The organism is Glycomyces sp. NPDC021274, assembly GCF_040641195.1.
Classification (GTDB): Bacteria; Actinomycetota; Actinomycetes; order Mycobacteriales; family Micromonosporaceae; genus Glycomyces.
Genome location: NZ_JBFADC010000011.1, coordinates 29,374 through 52,107, shown reverse-complemented (window position 1 = coordinate 52,107; position 22,734 = coordinate 29,374). Strand labels below are relative to the sequence as shown.

General features: G+C 70.8%; 20 protein-coding genes. 14 read left to right on the top strand and 6 right to left on the bottom strand.

Annotation, left to right across the window (positions count from 1 at the left end):
* The first annotated feature begins 46 nt into the window (after positions 1-46).
* Complete coding sequence (locus tag AB0I03_RS21295) at positions 47-877, top strand: D-glucuronyl C5-epimerase family protein (protein ID WP_360415452.1); 831 nt, start codon at positions 47-49, stop codon at positions 875-877.
* A 21-nt stretch (positions 878-898) separates the two neighbouring features.
* On the opposite strand, the gene AB0I03_RS21290 is transcribed toward AB0I03_RS21295, so the two are convergent.
* From AB0I03_RS21290 to AB0I03_RS21275, 4 genes are all read right to left on the bottom strand, one after another.
* Positions 899-1,543, bottom strand: coding sequence for a helix-turn-helix domain-containing protein (locus AB0I03_RS21290; protein WP_360415450.1), 645 nt, complete (start codon positions 1,541-1,543; stop codon positions 899-901).
* 106 nt (positions 1,544-1,649) lie between these two features.
* Positions 1,650-3,152, bottom strand: a complete 1,503-nt coding sequence (locus tag AB0I03_RS21285; RefSeq protein WP_360415448.1) for an MFS transporter — start codon at positions 3,150-3,152, stop codon at positions 1,650-1,652.
* Between the two features lie 175 nt (positions 3,153-3,327).
* Complete coding sequence (locus tag AB0I03_RS21280) at positions 3,328-3,510, bottom strand: hypothetical protein (RefSeq protein ID WP_360415446.1); 183 nt, start codon at positions 3,508-3,510, stop codon at positions 3,328-3,330.
* A gap of 130 nt (positions 3,511-3,640) precedes the next feature.
* Positions 3,641-5,212 (bottom strand): protein kinase, encoded by a 1,572-nt coding sequence (locus tag AB0I03_RS21275; RefSeq protein WP_360415444.1) that lies wholly within the window; start codon positions 5,210-5,212, stop codon positions 3,641-3,643.
* A 282-nt stretch (positions 5,213-5,494) separates the two neighbouring features.
* Here AB0I03_RS21275 and AB0I03_RS21270 point away from each other — a divergent pair, with 282 nt between their 5' ends.
* The 5 genes from AB0I03_RS21270 (at position 5,495) to AB0I03_RS21250 (ending at position 12,452) form a co-directional block, all read left to right on the top strand.
* Positions 5,495-6,640 (top strand): citrate synthase/methylcitrate synthase, encoded by a 1,146-nt coding sequence (locus tag AB0I03_RS21270; protein WP_360415442.1) that lies wholly within the window; start codon positions 5,495-5,497, stop codon positions 6,638-6,640.
* Between the two features lie 422 nt (positions 6,641-7,062).
* Positions 7,063-9,168, top strand: coding sequence for a phosphate acetyltransferase (gene pta / locus AB0I03_RS21265; RefSeq protein ID WP_360415440.1), 2,106 nt, complete (start codon positions 7,063-7,065; stop codon positions 9,166-9,168).
* A gap of 65 nt (positions 9,169-9,233) precedes the next feature.
* Entirely contained in the window at positions 9,234-10,418 is a 1,185-nt protein-coding gene (locus AB0I03_RS21260; RefSeq protein ID WP_360415438.1) for an acetate kinase, read from the top strand.
* Between the two features lie 143 nt (positions 10,419-10,561).
* A complete protein-coding gene (locus AB0I03_RS21255) occupies positions 10,562-11,017 on the top strand; it encodes a hypothetical protein (RefSeq protein WP_360415436.1) in 456 nt (151 codons plus the stop codon).
* Positions 11,004-12,452 carry a multicopper oxidase family protein gene (locus AB0I03_RS21250; RefSeq protein WP_360415434.1) on the top strand — a complete coding sequence of 483 codons (1,449 nt, stop codon included), beginning with the start codon at positions 11,004-11,006 and terminating at the stop codon, positions 12,450-12,452. Before AB0I03_RS21255 ends, AB0I03_RS21250 begins: the two co-directional genes overlap by 14 nt.
* Before the next feature lie 136 nt (positions 12,453-12,588).
* Here the strand turns inward: AB0I03_RS21250 and AB0I03_RS21245 are convergent, their stop codons facing one another.
* Entirely contained in the window at positions 12,589-13,023 is a 435-nt protein-coding gene (locus AB0I03_RS21245) for an SsgA family sporulation/cell division regulator (RefSeq protein ID WP_091043033.1), read from the bottom strand.
* Between the two features lie 400 nt (positions 13,024-13,423).
* Between AB0I03_RS21245 and AB0I03_RS21240 the strand changes: the two genes are divergently transcribed.
* Positions 13,424-14,092 carry an O-methyltransferase gene (locus AB0I03_RS21240; RefSeq protein WP_360415432.1) on the top strand — a complete coding sequence of 223 codons (669 nt, stop codon included), beginning with the start codon at positions 13,424-13,426 and terminating at the stop codon, positions 14,090-14,092.
* Positions 14,093-14,262: 170 nt separating this feature from the next.
* Here the strand turns inward: AB0I03_RS21240 and AB0I03_RS21235 are convergent, their stop codons facing one another.
* Positions 14,263-15,066, bottom strand: a complete 804-nt coding sequence (locus AB0I03_RS21235) for an SDR family oxidoreductase (RefSeq protein WP_360415430.1) — start codon at positions 15,064-15,066, stop codon at positions 14,263-14,265.
* Positions 15,067-15,188: 122 nt separating this feature from the next.
* On the opposite strand from AB0I03_RS21235, the gene AB0I03_RS21230 reads away from it, so the two are divergent.
* The 7 genes from AB0I03_RS21230 to AB0I03_RS21200 all read left to right on the top strand — a co-directional run bounded on the left by AB0I03_RS21230 (position 15,189) and on the right by AB0I03_RS21200 (position 22,728).
* Positions 15,189-16,493, top strand: a complete 1,305-nt coding sequence (locus AB0I03_RS21230; RefSeq protein WP_360415428.1) for a sensor domain-containing protein — start codon at positions 15,189-15,191, stop codon at positions 16,491-16,493.
* Between the two features lie 143 nt (positions 16,494-16,636).
* Positions 16,637-17,278, top strand: coding sequence for a response regulator transcription factor (locus tag AB0I03_RS21225; RefSeq protein WP_360415426.1), 642 nt, complete (start codon positions 16,637-16,639; stop codon positions 17,276-17,278).
* Between the two features lie 153 nt (positions 17,279-17,431).
* Positions 17,432-18,385 carry an acyl-CoA desaturase gene (locus AB0I03_RS21220; protein WP_360415424.1) on the top strand — a complete coding sequence of 318 codons (954 nt, stop codon included), beginning with the start codon at positions 17,432-17,434 and terminating at the stop codon, positions 18,383-18,385.
* Positions 18,386-18,468: 83 nt separating this feature from the next.
* Positions 18,469-20,844 (top strand): excinuclease ABC subunit UvrA, encoded by a 2,376-nt coding sequence (locus AB0I03_RS21215; RefSeq protein ID WP_360415422.1) that lies wholly within the window; start codon positions 18,469-18,471, stop codon positions 20,842-20,844.
* Between the two features lie 224 nt (positions 20,845-21,068).
* Positions 21,069-21,521, top strand: coding sequence for a helix-turn-helix transcriptional regulator (locus AB0I03_RS21210; RefSeq protein ID WP_360415420.1), 453 nt, complete (start codon positions 21,069-21,071; stop codon positions 21,519-21,521).
* Between the two features lie 10 nt (positions 21,522-21,531).
* Positions 21,532-21,936 carry a VOC family protein gene (locus tag AB0I03_RS21205; RefSeq protein ID WP_360415418.1) on the top strand — a complete coding sequence of 135 codons (405 nt, stop codon included), beginning with the start codon at positions 21,532-21,534 and terminating at the stop codon, positions 21,934-21,936.
* A gap of 87 nt (positions 21,937-22,023) precedes the next feature.
* Entirely contained in the window at positions 22,024-22,728 is a 705-nt protein-coding gene (locus tag AB0I03_RS21200) for a hypothetical protein (protein WP_360415416.1), read from the top strand.
* Positions 22,729-22,734: the final 6 nt, after the last annotated feature.

The window sequence follows — 22,734 nt, the reverse complement described above, 5'->3', positions numbered from 1 at the left end:
GATGAATCCCGGCCGGCACATTCCATTCTCGACGGAAGTCTCCTACATGCCGCATGCTCACGTTTCCACGACCTACCTCGAGCTCAACGCCGGGTTCGACCCGTACGCGCGGAGCGTCGCGATCCCCGCGGAGACCGACAACAACGGCATCCATGTCTGGAAGCGCGGCCGCGTGCGGTTTCGCCACCCGGTGGTGCAGACCCAGTTCGCGATCTCCCTGCTGGGCGAGTACGCCGCAACGGACGACTTCGGCAAGATGTTCCTCGCAGACGTGAACGCGCGCGACCTGCTCAAGCACGCCGCCGACGGCTGGGTCCTCGAATACGGCTTCGACTTCTCGCTGCACGGCGACGTCGCGAACACCATCCACGCGCCGTGGCGCTCCGCAATGGCGCAGGGGCTGTTCCTCTCGCTCGCGACCCGACTCCAAGCCGCCACCGAAGACCCCTACTGGCTCGAAGCCGCCCACGGCGTCTTCGCGACCCTCCACGACGAGTCCTCCCCGAAATGGGTGACCTTCACCGACCCGGACGGGTACACCTGGTTGGAGGAGTACGCGGGGGACGTCGAGCCGATGCGAGTCCTCAACGGCCACATCTTCGCCATGTACGGGCTCTACGACTACTGGCAGGCGACGCAGCACGCCGACGCCCTCGCGCTCTTCAACCGGGCCGCCGCGACCGTCCTCCGGTACGTGCCCCACCTCCACGTCCCCGGCCAGGTGTCCTGGTACGGCATGCGCATCCAGGACAACCCGAAGGCCCAGTCCCCGAAATACCACGCCATCCACATCCGCCAGCTCGGGATGCTGGCCAACATGACCGGGGACCCGGAGTTCCGCGAACTCGCCGGCCTCCTCGCCGGCAATCCCCGCTGAGCCGCCCGCCGGGGCGGTTCGCTAGGCCTTGGCGTTCCTGGGAATCCAGCGGACTCCCATTTCCTCCTCGGACACGGGCGTGCCCGGCAGCGGGCCGCGGCCCGGGGCCCGCAGCGCCTGCAGGTACAGCTCCAGGATCCGCAGCCGCACCCCGCGGGTCCGCGCGGCGTCGCCGATGGCGATCGAGGCAAGGGACTCGGTGATCATGATGATGTCGCCGATCGCAATGTCCTCGCGGATCACCCCCGCGCCGTGCAGCCGCCGCATGAGCGCGTCGTTCAGCTCGGCCCCCGCCACTCCAGCCGCGAACATGTCCGGCGTCGGCGTGAACGTCCCCGCCAACTTGACCGTGATCGACGCCGTGTCGGCCGCCACGACCTCCCTCATGAAGTGGCAGAACGCCTCCCACACGTCGCCCTCGGCCTCGACCGCCTCCTGCACCAGCTCCACATGCCGCGCCAGGCCGTCCCCGCACAGCTTGCGCAGCAGGTCCTCCTTGCTCGGGTAGCGGCGGTACAGCGCGCTGATGCCCACCCCGGCGCGCTTGGCGACCTCCGCAATCGGCGCCTCGGGGTTGGCGACGAACACCTCGTGGGCGGCTTCGAGGATGAGCGTGTCGTTGCGGGCGGCCTGCGCCTTGCGCCCGCTGAGCGGCTTGTCGGTCATGACGGCATCCTATCCGGAACAGAGCGATTCATTCTGTTGCACCTTTCTCCAGTACGCCTTCGACCGGCCGCGCCCGCGAGGGCCCGACCGGTCCGAACGCAACAACTCAGTGCTCGGCCTTCGCCTGCTTCGGCAACCCGAAGGCCACCAGGAACGCCACCACCGTCAGGCCCACGGTCAGCCCCGTGACCCACCGGGCAGCGCCCATCGCCTCTGCCGCGCCGCTGCCGATCGCGAACTGGCCGAAGAACACCGTCCCCAGCACCGCGACACCGAGCGCGGCCGCGCCCTGCTGGAACGACTCCAGGAGCCCCGAAGCCGAGCCGACCTCGTGGTCCTCCAGCTCGCCGGTGATGATCCCGAACAGCGGCACGAAGATCATGCCCATCCCGATCCCGTAGAACAGGAACGCCGGCGACAGCGCCCAGGCGCCCGGCGCCGAGTCCGCACCGAACTGGAGCCACAGCACCACCAGGGAGGCGGTCATCATCGCGAGGCCCAGGTGCAGCACGCCGCGTCCGAGCTTCGGGGCGAGGCCCGCGCTGGCGCCGGAGCCGATGAAGGCGCCGACCGCCCAGGCGGCCATCGCCAGGCTCGCCTTGAGCGGGCCGAAGCCCAGGCCGAGCTGGAGGAACAGGCCGACCGCGAGCGAGAAGCCGGTGACCGAGCCGAAGAAGACGACCACGAACGCGATGCCGGAGGTGTACGAGCGCTTGGCGAACACGCTCAGCTCGATCAGCGCGGTCCTGCCCGAGCGGGCGCGCTTGATCTGGCCGCGCACGAAGTAGGCGAGCACCGGCACCGAGGCGACGAGCATCGCGATCGACCAGGCGGGCCAGCCGAGTTCGCGGCCTTCGACGAGCGGGACGAGCAGGAGGCTCATGCCGACGGCGGCGATGACCGCCCCGCCCAGGTCGAGCTTGAGGCCGCGGGTCTGCGGGGCCCCGGCCGGGAGGACCTTGGTTCCCAGGACGAATGCGGCGATGCCCAGCGGCAGGTTGATGAGGAAGATCGAGCGCCAGCCGGAGCCGAAGAGGTCGGCGTCGACGAGGAGTCCGGCCACGATCGGCCCGGCGATCGAGGCGAGGCCGATGAGCGGGCCGAAGACCGCGTACGCCTTGCCCATGTCGCGACCGAACAGGTCGCGGATGAGGCCGAAGCACTGCGGCACCATCACCGCGGCGAAGGCGCCCTGCACGAGGCGGGCGGCGAGCAGCAGCTCGATCGAGCCGGCGGCGCCGCACGCGAGCGAGGCGGCGAGGAAGCCGACCAGGCCGATCATCAGGACCCGCTTGCGGCCGAACATGTCGCCGAGGCGTCCGCCGGTGAGCAGGCCGATCGCGAGGGCGAGGGTGTACCCGGCGGCGAGCCACTGGATGTGGGAGGCGGTGCCGCCGAGTTCGGTGCGGATCGCGGGGGCGGCGACGTTGACGATCGACGCGTCGAGCAGGTTGAGGAGGGTCGTCGCGAGGATCGCGATGAGCCCGAGCCAGCGCCGCGGGTACGTGGCGGGCGCTTCGCTTGCGGCCGAAGCGGTCTCGGCGATGGCGGGGGAGACGGCGCGGGCGGGCGCGGCCTCGGTGGTCGGGGTTTCGGCGGTGAAGGTCACGGATGCCTCCGGGCTCTCGGTGATTCAGTGGAACGGAACGCTTGATTCCACTATAACAGACCGGAACGATCTGTTCCACTACGAGGGCGGATTTTTCTCGAGGTCCGCGAACATGGGCGCTGGGCAGCGAAAACGCCCGGCCGACGGGCGACCGGGCGTCGAACAAGCGGGCGGATCAGGTCTGCTGGGTCCCCTTGAGCAGCTCGAAGATGATGATCAACGCGACCGCCGCGATCACGAGCCACAGCGTGGCCTTGCGGAACTTGTGCCGGGCGCCAGGGGAGAACCACATGACCGCCGCGAGGATGAGCAGCACCCCGATCACCACGCCTGGCGCGGAGCTGATTCCTTCGTCCACCTTGATCCCAATCCCGTCGAGCGACCGTGTCCCGAATGTTCTACCGGTCGCGCACTCAATCATTCAGGCCGGGGCCCGGCCGGTCAACCCGTTCGCCGCCCCGGGGCGGTGATCCACCGGACCCGCCCGGTCACAGCAGGCAGCTCGTGCCCTCGGCGGTGCGCTCGTGGAAGTACACAGTGATCTGCGCACTGTAGTCGGCGGTCTCGCCGGACCCCGGGCTCTGCTGGATCACCGTGCAGTGCGCGGGCTCGGGCCGGATGTAGTAGTAGCCGACCTCGGCGACGACGTTCGAGAAGCCTTCGCCGTTCAGCTTGTCGCGGGCGGCGAACGTGGTCTCGCCGGTCACGTCGGGCACCGGGCCGCTGCCCTCCTTCACGGTCTCGTCGCCGTCCGGGGTCTCGTCGTCCTCGTTCCCGCCGGTGTTGCCTTCGGGCTCGGAGCCGCCGCCTTCCGTGCCGCCCTCGTCCTCCGCGGCGGAGGTCTGCTCCGCGGACTCGGTGGGTGCGGCGCTGACGGACGACGAAGGCTCCTGTGCGGCGGCCGAACCCGGGTCCGAGGCCGACGCCGTGGGAGTGGACGTGGTGTCGTCGTCGCCCGCGACGTTCCCGTCGCCGGAGAACGGGTTCAACGCCACGACCGCGATCACCGTCAGCGCCAGCACGGCCGCGGCGCCGATGAGCACCATCCGGCGGCGCTTGCGCGGGTCCTCGGCGGGCGGCTCGACCACTGCGGGCTGCGCGGGCGGCGTCACCGGAGGCGCGAACGCCTGCGAGGCCGGCAGCGGGACGCCCGCGGTGCGCGCCTGCGCAGCACCCCCATCGACCGGCGACACCGCAGGCGACGACCCGTACACGGGCGGCGTCGCGGCGGGATGCTCCCCGGTCGTCGCCGCCCGGGCCGCCGCGGCGAGGACGTCACCGGACTCCCAGCGGTCCTCAGGGGATTTCGACAGCGAGCGGGAGACGATCCCGGCGACCTCGGCCGGCACGTCGGCGGGCAGCGCTGGCGGCTCGGAGTACAGGTGCCCGTGGATCACCGCGGCCGGGTCCGCGGCGTCGAACGGCGGCGTCCCCGTGAGGCACTCGTAGGCCACCGCCCCGAGCGAGTACAGGTCGGACGCGCCCGTGACGCCCTTGTCCCGCAACTGCTCCGGCGAGACGTACGGCGCCGTCCCCAGCACCTGGTCGCTGGGCGTAAGCCGGGACCGGTTCGCGAACAGCGAAATCCCGAAGTCCACCACCTTCACCCGGCCGTCGGCGTCGATGAGGATATTCCCCGGCTTGATGTCCCGGTGCACGATCCCGCGCCGGTGCGCGGCCGCGAGCGCCTCAGCGGCCTCGGCCACGATCCGCATCGTCCGGGCCGGGTCCAGCCGCTCCTCCCGGTGCAGCAGCTCCGCGAGCGACACGCCGTCGACGAGCTCCATCACCAGGTACACGACCGTCCGGTCGCCGTCCGGCTCCTCACCGAAGTCGTAGACCTCCACGCACCCCGGGCCCTTCAGGCTCGCCAGGGTCTTCGCCTCGCGCTCGAAGCGGTCACGCGGCCGCTGCGCGCCGTCCAGGCCCGCGTGCAGCACCTTCACGGCGACCGTGCGGTCCAGCCGCTCGTCCTCGGCCCGCCACACCGCGCCCATCCCGCCGGAGGCGATGACGCGGTCGAGTCGGTAGCGGCCGGCGATGAGCGTTCCGGAGTCCACGGGCAATCCTCGTTCGGGGTGTCCTGTTCGCGCGATCGCCTGCGGGCCATGGAGGGAGGGAACCGGCGGCTCGCGGTGTCGGCCCTGCTGTCGGGCAGGGGGTCTACTCTAAAACGCGTCCGCGACGGACCCGTCGCCGCCTGTGCGGTGACGCGCGCTACCCGGCGGCCGTTCGGGTCCCGGCGGCATGAAATCCCGTAGGCTGACAAGCGAACCGGAGCGGCGATCGCGACAGCAAGCGTCACCAGGCGGCCCACAGGCGTGCCGGACGAGGAGTAGCCAATGACCGAATTCATCGAAGTCCCCAAAGGCCTGGACCGAGTCATCGTCGCCGACACCGAGATCGGCGACGTGCGCGGCGAAGAGGGCTTCTACCACTACCGCCAGTACAACGCCGTCGAACTCGCCCAGCGCTGCTCGTTCGAGCAGGTCTGGTACCTCATGACCCACGCCGCGCTTCCCACCCGCGCCCAGCTCGACGAGTTCAAGACCCAGATCGCGCCCTACCGCACGCTCACCCCCGCGCTCCGCGAACTGCTGCCCCACCTCAAGGGCTCCTCACCCCTCGACGGCCTGCGCACCGCGCTCTCCGCGGCGTGCGCGGCCCGGCCCATGAAACCCGTGCTCGACATCGACGAGGCCGCCCGCGCCGACGACGCGCTGTTCGCCTGCGCCGTCACGCCCACGATCCTCACCGCCATGTGGCGCATCGGCCAGGGCCTCGAACCCCTCGACCCGCGCGAAGACCTCGGCTACGCCGCCAACTACCTCTACATGATGACCGGCGAGGTGCCCTCCGAAGCCGCCGCGCGCGCCGTCGAGCACTACCTCATCCTCACCATCGACCACGGCTTCAACGCCTCCACCTTCACCGCCCGCGTCATCGCCTCCACCGGCGCCGACCTCGGTGCGGCCCTGGTCGGCGCGATCGGCGCGCTCTCGGGCCCACTGCACGGCGGCGCACCCGCCCGCGCACTCGACGCGCTCGACGCGATCGGCTCGCCCGAGAACATCGACGACTGGATCCGCGGCGAACTCGAGGCCGGACGGCGCATCATGGGCTTCGGCCACGCCGTCTACAAGACCGACGACCCGCGCTCGCTGCACCTGCGCGACGTCGCCGACGAACTCGACGGCGACATCGTCGACTTCGCCAAGACCGTCGAACGACGGGTCATCGAGATCCTCGCCGAGGTCAAACCGGGACGCAAGCTCTACACCAACGTCGAGTTCTACGCCGGCGTCGTGATGGAGCTCGCCGGCGTGCCGCGCACGATGTTCACGCCCACGTTCACCACCAGCCGCGTGGTCGGCTGGAGCGCCAACATCCTCGAGCAGGCCCGCGACTCCAAGATCATCCGCCCGCGCGCCCGCTACGTCGGCACCCCGCCGCCCCAGCCGGTCCCCGAAGGCGGCTTCGCCGACTGAGAACGACGAGACCGCCCCGGCCGCGCCGCGGCCGGGGCGGCTCGAAAGCGACCTTCCACCGGGCCGAGCCTTCGGCGCGAGTCCGCGAGTCCGCGAGTCCGCGAGTCCGCGAGTCCGCGAGTCCGCGAGTCCGCGAGTCCGCGAGTCCGCGAGTCCGCGAGTCCGCGCTTCCGGGAGTCCGCGAGGACGCGCTCCCCTGCGAGGCCCGCTCGCGGTCGCTCACGCTTTCGGGCGACATGCCCGCGGCGGGGCCGCGTTCCTGTCGCACCCCCGCGGCAATGTGGGAACTACCTTTCCCCGGGCGGGTGGGGGATAGGGATGGCAGGCACGCGACCAGGGGCCGGCGGACACGCCCAAGCTCACAGGTGAGCCGCCGCGCAGATCCGCTGCGCGGCTCGCACGGGGTGGATAGCGTTGGAGCCGTGGCTCAAAGTCTCTACCTCGCCAGTCTCGACCCCGGCAGCGGCAAGTCCGCCGTAGCGGTCGGCGTCATGGACCTGCTCACCCGGCGGGCCGGCTCCGTAGCCGTCTTCCGCCCCATCGTCCGCGACGAGCACGCACTCCCGTCGCCCAACACCACCCCGCTCGGACTGACGACGGACGCCGCCTTCCAAGGCGACCCGATCATCACCCTCCTCCGCGACCAGTACCGCCTCCCGAGCCCCTACGAGGCCTCGGTCGGCGTCACCTACGCCGACGTCCGCGCCGACGCGGACGCCGCCCTCACCCAGATCGTCGAGCGCTACCACGCGCTGGCCGACGCGAACGACGTCGTCCTCGTCGTCGGCTCCGACTACTCCGATGTGGGCGCCCCCGTCGAGTTCACCTTCAACACCCGCATCGCCGTGAACCTCGCCGCGCCGATGCTCCTCGTCGTCACCGGGCACCGCAAGCACCCCGCCGACATCGCCGCGGCCCTCCGCTTCGGCACCGCCCAAGCCGAGGCCGACCACGCCACGGTCCTGGGCACCATCGCCAACCGCGTCGACCCCGCCGACATCGAACTGGTCAAGGCCTCGCACCCCGGCACCGGCGTCATCGCCGAAGACCCGGTCGTCGTGGCGCCCACCGTCGGCGAACTCATCGAGGCCGCCGACGCGACCCTCATCTCCGGCGACCCCGACGTCTTCACCCGCACCGTCGGCGACGTCGTCGTCGCCGCCATGACCCTCCCCAACCTCCTCACCCGCCTCGCCGACGACAAAGCCGTCATCCTCCCCGGCGACCGCTCCGAAGTCCTCCTCGGACTCCTCGCCGCCCACCAGGCCGAAGGCACGCCGAGCCTCTCGGCCGTGTTCCTCACCGGCGGCATCCGGCCCGAACCGCAGATCCTCGACATCGTCGCCGGCCTCGACTCGCGCCTGCCGATCGCCCTCGTCCAGCACGACACCTTCGACATGGCCAACCTCGTCGGCGACGTCTCCGGCTCGCTCGCCGCCGGCGGCCAGCGCAAGATCACCCGCGCCCTCGAGGACTTCGCCGCCGGAGTGGACGGCGAGGACCTGCTCGACCGGCTCGCGCTGGCGAAGCCGACGGTGGTCACGCCGGTCATGTTCGAGCACGCGATGATCGGGCGCGCGAAGGCCCTCGACAAGCACATCGTGCTGCCCGAGGGCGCGGAGCCGCGCATCCTCAAGGCCGCCGAGATCCTCATGCGGCGCGACGTCGCCCGCCTGACGCTCCTCGGCGAGGAGTCCGAGATCCGTTCGCAGGCCGCGCAACTGGGCGTCGACCTGGGCCGGGCCTCGATCATGAACCCCGGCGACCACGAGATCCGCGAGCGCTTCGCGAAGGAGTACGCGCAGCTGCGCGCCCACAAGGGCGTGACGTTCGAGCAGGCCTACGACACGGTCGCGGACGTCTCCTACTTCGGCACGATGATGGTGCACACGGGCATGGCCGATGGCATGGTCTCGGGCGCGGTGCACACCACGGCCCACACGATCCGGCCGTCGTTCGAGATCATCAAGACGAAACCCGAAGTGGCCGTGGTCTCCTCGGTGTTCTTCATGTGCCTGGAGGACCGGGTCCTCGTGTACGGGGACTGCGCGGTCAACCCGAACCCCAATGCGGAGCAACTGGCCGACATCGCGCTATCCTCTGCTGACACCGCCATCGAGTTCGGCGTGGAACCGCGCGTGGCGATGCTCTCGTACTCCACCGGCACCTCGGGCCACGGCGAAGCCGTGGACAAGGTCCGGGCGGCCACCGAGATCGTCCGGTCCCGCAGGCCGGGCCTCCCGGTGGAGGGTCCGATCCAGTACGACGCCGCCGCCGATGCCGGCGTCGCCGGCACGAAGCTCCCTGATTCGCAGGTGGCGGGGAAGGCCACGGTCTTCATCGTCCCCGACCTGAACACCGGCAACAACCTGTACAAGGCCGTGCAGCGCTCCGCCGGGGCGATCGCGGTGGGTCCGGTGCTCCAGGGCCTGCGCAAACCCGTGAACGACCTGTCGCGGGGCGCCACGGTGCCTGACATCGTCAACACCGTCGCGCTGACCGCCATCCAGGCGAGCCAGCCCGCCTGAGCCCGCGAACACCCGGGCCCCGGCGGGCCCGCGTCCGCGGAGGCCGCGCGCGAGAAAGGAATGCCATGAGCGCACCGGTCCTGGTGATCAACTCCGGGTCCTCGTCGATCAAGTACCAGTTGGTCGACGGCGAGACCCTGGAGGCCTCGACCTCGGGGCTGATCGAGCGCATCGGGCAGGCCGAGTCGGTCCTCACCCACCGGCACGCGGGCGAGCAGCACCAGTCGACGACGCACCTGGCCGACCACGCCGCGGGGCTCGAGGCGATGGTCGCGGCGTTCGAGGAGCACGGGACTCCGCTCTCGGGGGCCGGGCTGATCGCGGTCGCGCACCGAGTGGTGCACGGCGGCGAGCGGTTCGTGCAGCCGGTGGTCGTGGACGACGAGGTCGAGCAGGCCATCGAGGCGCTGTCGGCGCTCGCGCCGCTGCACAACCCGGCGAACCTGGAGGGCATCCAGGTGGCGCGCAAGCTCTTCCCGAAGCTCCCGCAGGTGGCGGTGTTCGACACGGCGTTCCATGCGACGGTGCCCGAGCGGGCGCACCTGTACGCGGTGCCGAGCGCGTGGCGCGAGGAGCACGGGGTGCGCCGGTACGGCTTCCACGGCACCTCGCACGCGTACGTCTCCCGCAAGGCCGCCGAGCTGCTCGGCAAGAGCCCCAAGGAAGTCAACGTGATCGTCGCGCACCTCGGCAACGGCGCTTCGGTGTCCGCTGTGGAGCGGGGCCGCTCGATCGACACGTCGATGGGGCTGACGCCGCTCGAGGGCCTGGTCATGGGGACGCGCTCGGGCGACATCGACCCGGCGATCGTCTTCCACATGCACCGCCGGACCGGCGCTTCGTTCGAGGACCTCGACGCGGCGCTGAACAAGGAGTCGGGGATGCTCGCCCTGACCGGGCAGATCGACATGCGCGCGGTCGAGTCGGCCGCGGAGGCAGGGGACAGGGCGGCGCAGATCGCCCTGGAGATCTACTGCTACCGGATCCGCAAGTACATCGGCTCGTACATCGCCGCGCTCGGCGGGGCGGACGCGATCGCGTTCACTGCCGGCGTGGGGGAGAACAGCGCCGAGGTGCGCGCGGGCGCGCTCGGGTCGCTCGTGGCGCTCGGCGTGCACCTCGACGAGGCCGCGAACGCGGCGGGCGGGCCGGTCATCTCGACTCCGCAGTCGCCGATCACGGTGATGGTCATTCCGACCAACGAAGAGGGCGAGATCGCCTCGCAGACGGCGGCGCTCCTGCGCTCCTGACCCCCGCGCACCCGCGTACAACAGGGCCGCGCCCGGGAAACCGGGCGCGGCTCCGCGCTTTCTCCGACATAGATCACTCTCGGTGTGTTTATCTTCACTTCGTGCAGCCGGCCAACGGGCCTACTGAGCAGGAGGGCATCCGCATGAGAGTCGTCTACCGCATCCTCGCCTACGTCATCGCCGCCGAGGTCGCGCTCCAAGCCGCATTCATGGCCTACGCCATCGCCGGCCTCTACATCTGGGTCCAGGACGGCGGCGTCCTCGACTCGGCCGTCCTGGAGAGCGAGGACGTGCCCTTCGACGAGGCCGTCGGCTTCATGCTCCACGGCATCAACGGCATGATGATCATCCCGGTCCTCGCCCTACTCCTGTTGATCGTCTCGTTCTTCGCGAAGATCAAGGGCGGCATCCGCTTCGCCGTCATCCTCCTCCTCTGGGTCGCCCTGCAGATCTTCCTCGGCCTCTTCGGCCACGAAGCCGCGATCTTCGGCCTCTTCCATGGCATCGTCGCGTTCGCGGTCTACGGGACCGCGTTCATGGCCGGCTTCCGCGCGAAGCGGCCCGCCCCGGAGCCCGCGGTCGGGAATGCGCCTCAGTAGACGCGCGAAGACGCTCGTCGCGGTGGCCGCCGCCGTCGCGGTCATCGCGCCCATCGCCTGGTTCTGGCAGGCCAGCCTGGTGCCCGACGCCTACTCGGTCGCGGACATGGGCCGCCACGACCACGGCGGCGGGGCGCCCGGCGGCGCCGCGTCCACGATCCCGGTCGACGAGCTCACCGTCCCGGCCGACCGCGAAGCGGACGTGCGCCTCACGCTCACCGCCGCACAAGAGCGCTTCACGCTCGCGTCCGGCCGGGAGTTCGACGGCTACACCCTGAACGGCTCCTCGCCGGGCCCTGCGATCCGCGCGGTGCAGGGCCAGCTCGTCGAGGTGACCCTGGAGAACGCGAGCGTGCCCGACGGCGTTACCCTCCACTGGCACGGCGTCGACGTGCCCGGCGCCATGGACGGCGCCGCGGGCGTCACCCAGGACGCCGTCGGCGTCGGCGAGTCGTTCGTCTACCGGTTCGTCGCCGACCAGGCCGGCACCTTCTGGTACCACTCGCACCAGGTCTCCCATGAGCAGGTCCTCGGCGGCCTCCTCGGCCCCCTCGTCATCACCCCGGCGGCCGGTGCCGGCGCCGAGGTGGAGGCGCTCGCGCTCGCGCACCTCTACGGCGGACGGCGCACCGTGAACGGCCGGGACGGTGAGGACCGGGTGGCGGCCGAGCCGGGAGACACGGTCCGCGTCCGCGTGGTGAACACCGATTTCGGCGTGATGCCGGTCTGGGTCGACGGCGCGCCGTTCCGCGTCGCCGCCGTCGACGGCACCGACCTGCACGGCCCCGCCGAGGTCGAAGGGGCGGCCGTCGAAGTGGCCGCGGGCGGACGGATCGACCTCGTGTTCACCGTGCCCGAGAGCGGCGTCGTCCGCGTCAACCTCAGCGGGGCGGCCCTGCTCGTGGGCGAGGGCGGCGCCGCGGCCTCCAAGCCGCCGGACGACGTCCTCGATCTGCTCCACTATGGAACGAAGGCGCCCGTCGGACTCGCCGCCGCGGCCCCGGACCGCGAGTTCGAGTTCAGGATCGGGCGCCGCCCGGGATTCCTCGACGGCAAGCCCGGGTTCTGGTGGACCGTCAACGGCGCCATGACCCCCGAGGTGCCGATGTTCACTGTGGCGTACGGCGACGTCGTCCGGATGCGCATCGCGAACGACAGCGGCGAGGCCCATCCGATGCACCTGCACGGCCACCACGCCGTGGTGCTCGCGCGCGACGACGTCGCCGCGACCGGGAGCCCCTGGTGGGTCGACTCGCTCGAGGTGCGCGATGGCGAGGAGTTCGAGATCGCGTTCGTCGCCGACAACCCCGGGATCTGGATGGACCACTGCCACAACCTGCCGCACGCCGCCGAGGGCCTGGTCGCGCATCTGGTCTACGAGGGGGTCGGCGCGCCGTTCCTCATCGGCGGGCCCGCCGGGAACCGTCCGGAATGAGGCGCGGCGGGGGAGCGGTGCTCAGGTCGGGGTGCAGGCGGACGGGTCGCGAGGGACGCGGGACCGGGCCGGCAGGCGAAGGGCGGGCCGGGTCTTCCCGGTCCGCCCTTTCGCTCGCTGGTGGCAGGTCGGCGGGTCAGACCCCGCCGGCCAGGAGCTTGGTGAGGGTCGTGTCCATGTCGACGTAGCCGGATTCGCGGCCGCGCGGCACCAGGCTGTAGGCCCGGCGGAGGAAGCGCTGCACGACGCCGCGGTTGATCTCGAAGAGCGCGTTCCCGTCGGGCGAGGAGAGGGCCAGCGCGACCGATTCGCCCCGAGGGGTGGTCCAGGGCCACACCCGGACGTCGCCGATGCCCGTGGGCTCCTCCAGGCCCTTCGCGAGCAGCTCCCGCGAGAAGGACCAGGCCACCTGGTCGGCGTCGGTGCCGTCGGGGTGGAACATGACGCAGACGGCGTAGGGATCGTCCGGGTCGTAGCGCAGGCTCGCGCGCACACTCACCGTCGCGAAATCGGGTGCGACGAGCCGCATGGTGGTGCCGATATCGACTGTCGCCGATCGTGCCATGCTCATAGCGTTACCCCCCAGTGTGCGACCGGCTCCCCCCGAAGCCGGTCGTCATTCCAATCCGCCGCCGCACCGGAGGTCCGGAACTTCGGCCGCGAACAAGTCGTGATTCAGGTCTATCATTCAAGCCGTTGCGTCGTACGATGATCCGCAAGACCGAGACCGGCGCGTTCCCCTGATAAGGGGGCAAATTCTGACAAAAGACCGCGGTCAATCATCGTTCTATGTCGTAATTACAACAACGTCCTTCACTCTTTAGCGGTACTATTCCCGGCCGCCAGTCCGCCCAGTCGCAAAACGGCGTTACGACTCGGTTGCGAATCCCTGAAAATATGGACGTGAATCAGGCGGCGCGGCGGTGATAGCGTTTGACCGACGTTCTCGGACTCCTTGGAAGGGGCGAACCATGGGCCAGAGCCAGTGGACCGAAGTCGATGCGTTCCTCTCGTCGCTGCTCGTCGGCGAGGACGACACCCTCGCCGAGGCGACCGCCGCGGCCCAGCGCGCCGGCCTGCCGCCGATCTCGGTCTCGGCCGCCCAGGGCAAGCTCCTGTACCTGCTGGCGAAGACGCTCGGTGCGAAGCGCGTCCTGGAGATCGGCACGCTCGGCGGCTACAGCGCGATCTGGATGGCGCGGGCCCTGCCGAAGGACGGCCACCTCGTCAGCCTCGAGTACAGCCCGCGGCACGCCGAGGTCGCGAGCGGGAACATCGCCCGCGCCGGGCTCGTGGGGATCGTCGAGATCCGCGTAGGCGCGGCCGCCGAGAGCCTGCCGAAGCTGGCCGCCGAGGGCGGCGAGCCGTTCGACATGGTCTTCATCGACGCGGACAAGGGCGGGTACCCCGACTACCTCGACTGGTCGCTGCAGCTGACGCGGCCCGGCGGACTCATCGTGGCCGACAACGTGGTGCGCGGCGGGGCCGTGGCCGACGGGCTCAGCCGGGACCCGAACGTGCAGGGCGTGCGGTCCTATCTGGAGAAGGTCGCGGCCGACCCGCGCTTGGAGGGGACCGTCATGCAGACCGTGGGCGTGAAGGGCTACGACGGCCTCTCGATCGCCCGCGTCGTCGAGTGACGTGCGGGTGCGCCTGAGCCGCGCTCTTTCGGGTGACACTTCGCTTGCGGAGGCCCGTTCTTGTCGTACCCGCGCGGGACGCTGGGCCTACGATCCTTCCCCTCTTGTGGTGGGTGGGGGGTGGTGGGTGGGAGGTCACGGGCGTTCGCGCACGGGAGTCGGCGCCGGTGTCAGCGGTGCTGGTAGTCCGCGAAGCGGCGCAGCACCAGCCCGATCAGGCGGGTCATGAGCCGCCTCGGGCGGCGCGGCAGCAGATGCGCCTCGGGCCAGTTCTTCCAGTCCGGCACCACATAGCCCTTGTCGCGGTCGAGCGCCCGCAGCGACTGCCGCACGATCGCCTCCGGGTCGGCCAGCAGCCAGCCCAGGCGCCGCTCGTCGTACTTGATGCCGTTGGCGATCGGGAAGTCCGTGTCCACCGGCCCCGGGCACACCGCGAGCACCTTCACGCCCGTGCCCTGCACCTCCACCCACAACCCCAGGCTGTAGTTCACGACGAACGCCTTCGTCGCCGCGTACAGCGACATGTACGGCTGCGGCTGGAACCCCGCCATCGACGCCACGTTCACCACCGCCCCCGAACCGCGCGCGACCATCCCCGGCAGGAACCGCTGCACCAGGTCCGCGACCGCCACCACGTTCACCATCGCCACATCGCGGTTGTAGTCAGCGGCGATCTCCGCGTCCCGCCCGAACGTGCCGATCCCCGCGTTGTTCACCAGCACTTCGACCGCGATCCCCGCGCCAGCCAGGGCCTCCGCGATCCGCTCCGCCGCGCCGGCCACCGCCAGGTCCTGCACCGCCACCCGCGCCTGCACGCCGTGCGCCGAGCGCAGCTCGGCCGCCAGCGCCTCCAGCTTCGCCTCCGACCGGGCCACGAGGACCACGTGGTGCCCGCGCGCCGCCAGCTGCCGCGCGAAGGCCGCGCCGAGACCCGCGGAAGCGCCCGTGACCAGCGCCCACGTTCCCTCGCCCATACCGGTCCCCCTCAGCGATAATGGAAAAGCAGGCCCCAGCGTAGCGACCGGCGCAGCCGCGGCGGTCGCGCCGCAGGCAGCGGCGTTGAGGGCCGAAAAGCAGCAGGTAGGCTTGCCGCACCATGTCGATACCGGCCAATCCCATCACGCGGCGACTGGCCCTTCCGGGCTGGTCGGTCCTGCGATTCAGCCTCACGCTCGTCGCGGGGGCGCTTCTGGCCGCGGCAATCGTCACCGGGGTGCTCGTCGTCTTCTGGATCGGCATCCCCGTCGCCGTCTTCGTCCTCCTCGCCATCCGCTTCTGGGCGAACACCCAGCGGCGCGTCATCGGCGAGCAGCTCGGCGTCCACATCCCCGTCCCGTACCAGCCCCGCGCGAAGGGCCGGTTCGACCAGCAGGCGCTGTGGCTCATCCGCGAGGCCGCCACCTGGCGCGACTTCGCGTGGCTCGCCATCGACGCGACCCTCGGGTTCATCGTGAACCTGCTCTACCTCGGGGTCTTCGGCATCGCCGTGTACTACCTGGTGCAGCCCCTGCTGCTCGCCACGGTCTTCCACGCCTCGCCGAGCCCGTTCGTCAACGACTTCGGGTTCTACGACTTCGACACCCCCGCCAAGACCCTCATGCTCGTGCCGTTCGCGCTCGCGTGCGGCGTCGCCTGGTGGCGCTGGGGCGAACTGCTCCTGCGCTGGTACGCGCACCTCGGCGTGCTCCTGCTCGGCCCCACCGCGAAGGCACTGCTCACCGAGCGGGTCTCCGAGCTGCGCCACGCGCGCGACCAGACCGCCGACCACGCCGCCGCCGAGCTGCGCCGCATAGAACGAGACCTCCACGACGGCGCGCAGGCCCGCATCGCCGCCCTCAGCCTCACCTTGGGCATGGCCGAGGAACTGCTCTCGAACGACCGGCCGAAGCAGGCCGCCGCGCTCGTCGGCGAAGCCCGCCAGGCCTGCTCCGACGCGCTCGAGGAGATCCGGCAGCTCGTCCGCGGCATACACCCGCCGGTGCTCGCCGACCGGGGCTTCACCGGTGCGCTGCAGGCGATGGCGCTCGACCACCCGCTCCCCGTGTCCGTTGTGGACCGGCTCGTGGGCAAGCTGCCTCCGCCGCTGGAGGCCGCCGCGTACTTCGCGACGAACGAGATCCTCACCAACATCACCAAGCACGCCGAGGCCACCCAGGTGCACGTCGTCGTCAACCGCGACCACCGCCAAGTGGTCATCGAAGTCCGCGACGACGGCGTCGGCGGCGCGAGCTTCGCCTCCGGCGGCGGACTCGACGGCGTGCGCCGCCGGCTCGCCGCCTTCGACGGCACCGTCGACCTCTCCAGCCCCGAAGGGGGCCCCACGGTCGTCACCATGACCATCCCCGCCGCCCCGGTCGACCTCGACGCCGCCCATAATGTGGCCAGGCCGTACCCGTCCTGAACCGGATAGACCGCAGCCGCGCCGGGCACAGCGGCACCGCACCGGTGCCAGGTCACACGCCACCGCCGCGGGACACGTCGAACGGGGCGCCGACCCCGACCATCGCAGCGCGAACGACCGATCTGAACAACAAGGGGTGCAAGATGGACGTCGTCCTCGCCGAAGACCACTCGCTCCTGCGCGACGGCCTGACCCGCATGCTCGAGGCCTACGACTTCCACGTGGTCGAAGCGGTCGACAACGGGCCCGCGCTCGCCGCCGCCCTCCTCAAGCACCGGCCCGACGTCGCCGTGGTCGACATCCGCCTCCCGCCGACGTTCACCGACGAAGGCCTGCGCGCCGCCATCGAGGCCCGCCGCCACATCCCGGCCCTGCCGATCCTCGTGCTCTCCCAGTACGTCGAGCAGCTCTACGCCCGCGAACTCCTCGGCGACCGCCGCGGCGGCGTCGGCTACCTCCTGAAAGACCGCGTCTCCAACGTCGCCGAGTTCATCGAGGCCCTGCGCCGCGTCGCCGCCGGCGGCACCGCCATGGACCCCGAGGTCGTCGCCCGCCTCCTCGGCAGGCAGCAGAACCGGCTCGACGCCCTCACCCCCCGCGAGCTCGAAGTCCTCGGCCTCATGGCCGAAGGCCGCACCAACGCCGCCATCGCCGCCAGCCTCTACATCACCGAGAAGGCCGTCGGCAAGCACTCTGCGAACGTCTTCCGCAAACTCGGCCTCGGCCAGTCCGAAGACGACAACCGCCGCGTCCTCGCCGTCCTCGCCTACCTCGAAGGCAACTGAGGCCCCGGCGACACGGCCGAAGCGCCTGGAGGGCCTACGCCCCCTGTGGCGCGGGGCATCATCGGCCCGAAAAGCACCCGTCCGCCCCACTGCGCACGCGCTCGCACGCGACGACGATTGCACGGTCGGACGAATCGAAAGCGAGGCCGCGCGATGGCCACCATCACCCAGACGGGCCCCACCCCGGCCCAGGCCGGGCCCAAACCCGTCCACGGCGACGTACGCGACGCCGGGCGCCAATCCCTCATCTACCTCTTCCTCCTCGTGCCGATGGCCGCGCTCGCCGCCGCCGTCCCCTTCGCGTGGACCACAGGCCTGCTCAGCTGGACCGACATCGCCCTCAGCGTCGGCTTCTACCTCCTCACCCTCCACGGCATCACCGTCGGCTTCCACCGCCTCTTCACCCACGGCTCGTTCAAACCGAACCGGCCCGTGAAGATCGCGCTGGCGATCCTCGGCAGCATGTCGGTGCAGGGCCCGCTCATCACCTGGGTCGCCGACCACCGCCGCCACCACGCGTTCTCCGACAAAGAGGGCGACCCGCACTCGCCGTGGCTCCACGGGACCTCCGCCTGGGCCCTGAGCAAGGGCTTCTGGCACGCCCACATGGGATGGATGTTCCAGCCGCGCAACACCACCAACGAAGAGCGCTTCGCGCCGGACCTGCGCCGCGACCGCGACCTCGTCATGGTCGACCGGCTGTTCTGGGTGTGGACGGTGGCGACGTTCTTCCTCCCGGCGCTGCTCGGCGGCCTCATCACGATGTCCTGGACGGGCGCGGCCACCGCGTTCTTCTGGGCGAGCCTGGTCCGCGTCTCGGCCCTGCACCACGCCACGTGGTCGACCAACTCGATCTGCCACATGATCGGCGAGCGGCCCTTCAAGAGCCGCGACAGGGCCGCGAACTTCTGGCCGCTCGCGCTGCTCTCCGGCGGCGAGTCCTGGCACAACTCCCACCACGCCGACCAGACCTGGGCCCGCCACGGCGTCAAGCGCGGACAGATCGACACCTCCGCCCGGATCATCTGGCTCCTCGAGCGGGCCGGCTGGGCGACTGACGTCAAGTGGCCGACGCCCGAGCGCGTCGCCAAGCTCACCGCCCACTAGCGTCGCCGCAGGTCGCACGCGCGAGCCCGGGCCGGTCAGGATTCGAGAAGCGGGTGTCGTACCCCCCGTCTAAAGTGGCGATCATGAGCAGAGCCGCGAACCACTCCGACAGGCACGACGCCGACAGCCACGACCTCATCCGCGTCATCGGCGCCCGCGAGAACAACCTCAAGGACGTCAGCGTCGAGCTGCCGAAGCGCCGCCTGACCGTGTTCACCGGCGTCTCCGGCTCCGGCAAGAGCTCGCTCGTGTTCTGCACCATCGCGGCCGAGTCGCAGCGGCTCATCAACGAGACCTACTCGACGTTCGTGCAGGGGTTCATGCCGTCCATGGCGCGGCCCGAGGTCGACCGCCTCGAAGGGCTCACCACCGCGATCATCGTCGACCAGGAGCGGATGGGCGCCAACCCCCGCTCCACCGTGGGCACCGCCACGGACGCCAACGCCATGCTGCGCATCCTCTTCAGCAGGCTCGGCAGTCCGCACATCGGCTCGCCCAACGCCTACTCGTTCAACGTCCCCTCGGTGAGCAGCAGCGGCGCGATCACCGTCGAGCGCGGCGACAAGACCACCGCCAAGAAGGCCACCTTCAACCGCCTCGGCGGCATGTGCCCGCGCTGCGAGGGCATGGGCCGCGTCAACGACTTCGACATGGGCGCGCTCTACGACGACACCCTCTCGCTCAACGAGGGCGCGATCAAGGCGCCCGGCTACAGCATGGACGGCTGGTACGGCCGCGTCTTCGCCGGCGCGGGCCTGCCCATGGACAAGCCGGTCGGCAAGTACACCAAGAAGGAACTCCACACCCTCCTCTACCAGGAGCCCACCAAGGTCAAGGTCGACGGCGTCAACCTCACCTACGAAGGCCTGATCTCCAAGATCCAGAAGTCGATGCTCTCCAAGGACATCGACTCGCTGCAGCCGCACGTCCGCGCGTTCGTGGAGCGGGCCGTGGTCTTCCAGACCTGCCCCGACTGCGAGGGCACCCGCCTCGCCCCCGAGGCGCTCTCCTCGAAGATCAAGGGCAAGAACATCGCCGACCTCTGCGCGATGCAGATCAACGACCTGCGCGAATGGGTCCGCGAACTCGACGAGCCCACCGTCGCGCCCCTCCTCGCCGGCCTCCAGCACCTGCTCGACTCCTTCACCGACATCGGCCTCGGCTACCTCTCGCTCGAACGGCCCACCGGCACGCTCTCCGGCGGCGAGTCGCAGCGCACCAAGATGATCCGCCACCTCGGCTCCTCCCTCACCGACGTCACGTACGTCTTCGACGAACCCACCATCGGCCTCCACCCGCACGACATCAAGCGTATGAACGACCTGCTCATCCAGCTGCGGGACAAGGGCAACACCGTGCTCGTCGTCGAGCACAAGCCCGAGGCGATCGCCATCGCCGACCACGTGGTCGACCTCGGCCCCGGCGCGGGCACCGGCGGCGGCACCATCTGCTACGAAGGCACCGTCGAAGGACTCCGCAAGAGCGACACCGTGACCGGCCGCCACCTCGACGACCGCGTCAAACTCAAGGACGACGTGCGCAAACCCACCGGGCAGCTGGAAGTGCGCGGCGCGAACTCCCACAACCTCCAGGACGTCGACGTCGACATCCCCGAAGGCGTCCTCACCGTCGTCACCGGCGTCGCCGGATCCGGCAAGAGCTCCCTCATCCACGGGTCCGTGTCGCCGCGCGAAGGCGTGGTGACGATCGACCAGGGCGCCATCCGCGGTTCGCGCCGCAGCAACCCCGCCACGTACACCGGGCTGCTCGACCCCATCCGCAAGGCCTTCGCGAAGGCCAACGGCGTGAAGCCGGCCCTGTTCAGCGCCAACTCCGAAGGCGCCTGCCCCACCTGCAAGGGCGCCGGCGTCATCTACACCGACCTCGGCATCATGGACACCGTCGAGTCCACATGCGAGGAATGCGGCGGGAAGCGGTTCCAGGCGGCCGTGCTCGAATACCGCCTGGGCGGCAAGGACATCAGCGAGGTCCTCGCGATGCCCGTCGCCGAAGCGGAGGCGTTCTTCAGCGACGGCGAGGCCAAGACCCCCGCCGCGCACAAGATCCTCGACCGCCTCGCCGACGTCGGCCTCGGCTACCTCACCCTCGGCCAGCCGCTCACCACCCTCTCCGGCGGCGAGCGCCAGCGCCTCAAGCTCGCGACCCACATGGGGGAGAAGGGCGGCGTCCTCATCCTCGACGAGCCGACCACCGGCCTCCACCTCGCCGACGTCGACCACCTCCTGGGCCTGCTCGACCGGCTCGTGGACTCCGGCAAGACCGTGATCGTCATCGAGCACCACCAGGCGGTGATGGCCCACGCCGACTGGATCATCGACCTCGGCCCCGGCGCGGGCCACGACGGCGGCCGGATCGTCTTCGAAGGCACCCCCGCCGACCTGGTCGCCGACCGCTCGACCCTGACCGCCGAGCACCTCGCCGAGTACGTCGGGGCCTGACCCCGGCACCGTGACGGACCGAGTGCGCGTGGCCGCGACGCGACCACGCGCACCGCTGTAGTCGGCGCTACTGAGGGCTGTTGTGCGCCTTGCGCAGTGGGCAGCGGGCTGGTGCGCCGCGATCGCATCGCGGCGGTTCCCCGCTCTCGGTTCGCCGCCGCCCGGCATCCGGATCGTCCCGCTTCGAGCGTCGCTCCTGGCCCCTGTCGGCGCGCGGTGGCAGAATGTTGCTCGTGACCAGCCGATCGATCCCCGAACAGCGCCTGCGCGACCTCGCGCTCCTGCGCCGCGTGCGCGACCGCATCGACCGCGAGTACACCGAACCGCTCAACGTCGAGGCCCTCGCGCACGGCGTCCACATGTCGGCCGGGCACCTCAGCCGCGAGTTCAAGGCCGCGTACGGCGAATCGGTGTACTCCTACCTCATGACGCGGCGCATCGAACGCGCGATGGCGCTGCTGCGCATCGGCGAGCTGAGCGTCACCGAGGTGTGCTTCGCGGTCGGATCGTCCTCGCTCGGCACGTTCAGCACGCGCTTCACCGAGCTCGTCGGCATGCCGCCGAGCGTCTACAAGGAGAAGGCCGCCGACGCGACCGAGGGCATCCCCGCGTGCGTCTCGAAGCAGATCAGCAGACCGATCAGGAATCGAGAAGCGAGCGCGGGCGGCAAGAAATAGGGTTGCCGGCATGGACATCAACATTTACCAGGCATACCTGCCGCAGAACGACCCTGAGGCCGCTCTCGAGTTCTACCGGGACGTGCTCGGCTTCGAGGTCCGGGGCGACGTCGGCTACGAGGGCATGCGGTGGATCACCGTCGGGCCCGCCGGGCAGCCGGACGTCTCCATCGTCCTGCACCCGCCGGCCGCCGACCCCGGCATCACGGACGAGGAGCGGGCGACCATCGCCGAGATGATGGCCAAGGGCACCTACGCCTCCATCAACCTCTCCACCAAGAACCTCGACGAGGTCTTCGCGAAGCTCCAGGAGACCGCCGAAGTCGTCCAGGAGCCCACCGACCAGCCGTACGGCATTCGCGACTGCGCCTTCCGCGACCCGGCGGGCAATATGGTCCGCATCAAGCAGCAGTAGACGAACGACCACGCCCGGCCGGACCTCCGGCCGGGCGTCCCTCCCTCCCCTCGGTCCGGCGGTCGCCGAACATGATGGGATGTCACCATGACCGCCGCCCTCCCGGACCGCGAAGCACGGCTCCGCCGACTCGCCGCCGCCTGCTCCGCACCCGTCGAGATCGAGCACGACCCAGGCACCGGGGCATGGACGTACACGTGGACCGACGGGCCGACCGCCGAGCAGATGCGCCGGGACGCCGAGGCGGCCGAACCCGAAGCCGCCCGCGGACTGCGGTACCTGCGCCGGTACTCGGAGAGCGTCGTCGCCCTCGGCGCCGTCCGCCTGGCCGTCGCCACCTCGGCCGAGGACGCACTGCAGCGACCGGAGATCAGCCCCGCCACCGTCGAAGCGCTCTGGTGGGACGTGCCGCATCCCGGCCCGGCGACCGAACGCGAGCGCTCCCTCGCCTACGCGGTGGTCTACGAGGTCCACGACGCCCACCACCGCAACCAGGCCACCGCCCGCGAGATCTGCGAGAGCGTCGCGCGGTACGGCCTCGCGCCGCTCCTGCACCGCGTCGGCGCGCCGCTGGCCCCCATCGAGACCCTGACGGCGCATTACGCGCCCACCCACGCGCACCCCGGCTGGCACTTCCGGCTCGCCCCCATGAGCGCGACCGCGGCCTTCGAAGCCGTCCGCCACGACCCGAGGGCGACCCGCGAACGCATCGAGGCCGCCCTCACCCTGCTCCCCGAACTTCCCGACATGTACGCCGCTGCCGGGGAGCACCTCCGCGCCCGCCTGCGCTGAGCGACT

Bases quoted from the DNA above. Each gene is read 5' to 3' on its own strand.
- AB0I03_RS21295 (WP_360415452.1), top strand. From the start codon at position 47: ATGCCGCATGCTCACGTTTCCACGACCTACCTCGAGCTCAACGCCGGG.
- AB0I03_RS21290 (WP_360415450.1), bottom strand. From the start codon at position 1,543: ATGACCGACAAGCCGCTCAGCGGGCGCAAGGCGCAGGCCGCCCGCAAC.
- AB0I03_RS21270 (WP_360415442.1), top strand. From the start codon at position 5,495: ATGACCGAATTCATCGAAGTCCCCAAAGGCCTGGACCGAGTCATCGTC.
- AB0I03_RS21260 (WP_360415438.1), top strand. From the start codon at position 9,234: ATGAGCGCACCGGTCCTGGTGATCAACTCCGGGTCCTCGTCGATCAAG.
- AB0I03_RS21255 (WP_360415436.1), top strand. From the start codon at position 10,562: ATGAGAGTCGTCTACCGCATCCTCGCCTACGTCATCGCCGCCGAGGTC.
- AB0I03_RS21250 (WP_360415434.1), top strand. From the start codon at position 11,004: ATGCGCCTCAGTAGACGCGCGAAGACGCTCGTCGCGGTGGCCGCCGCC.
- AB0I03_RS21245 (WP_091043033.1), bottom strand. From the start codon at position 13,023: ATGAGCATGGCACGATCGGCGACAGTCGATATCGGCACCACCATGCGG.
- AB0I03_RS21240 (WP_360415432.1), top strand. From the start codon at position 13,424: ATGGGCCAGAGCCAGTGGACCGAAGTCGATGCGTTCCTCTCGTCGCTG.
- AB0I03_RS21235 (WP_360415430.1), bottom strand. From the start codon at position 15,066: ATGGGCGAGGGAACGTGGGCGCTGGTCACGGGCGCTTCCGCGGGTCTC.
- AB0I03_RS21230 (WP_360415428.1), top strand. From the start codon at position 15,189: ATGTCGATACCGGCCAATCCCATCACGCGGCGACTGGCCCTTCCGGGC.
- AB0I03_RS21225 (WP_360415426.1), top strand. From the start codon at position 16,637: ATGGACGTCGTCCTCGCCGAAGACCACTCGCTCCTGCGCGACGGCCTG.
- AB0I03_RS21220 (WP_360415424.1), top strand. From the start codon at position 17,432: ATGGCCACCATCACCCAGACGGGCCCCACCCCGGCCCAGGCCGGGCCC.
- AB0I03_RS21215 (WP_360415422.1), top strand. From the start codon at position 18,469: ATGAGCAGAGCCGCGAACCACTCCGACAGGCACGACGCCGACAGCCAC.
- AB0I03_RS21210 (WP_360415420.1), top strand. From the start codon at position 21,069: ATGTTGCTCGTGACCAGCCGATCGATCCCCGAACAGCGCCTGCGCGAC.
- AB0I03_RS21205 (WP_360415418.1), top strand. From the start codon at position 21,532: ATGGACATCAACATTTACCAGGCATACCTGCCGCAGAACGACCCTGAG.
- AB0I03_RS21200 (WP_360415416.1), top strand. From the start codon at position 22,024: ATGACCGCCGCCCTCCCGGACCGCGAAGCACGGCTCCGCCGACTCGCC.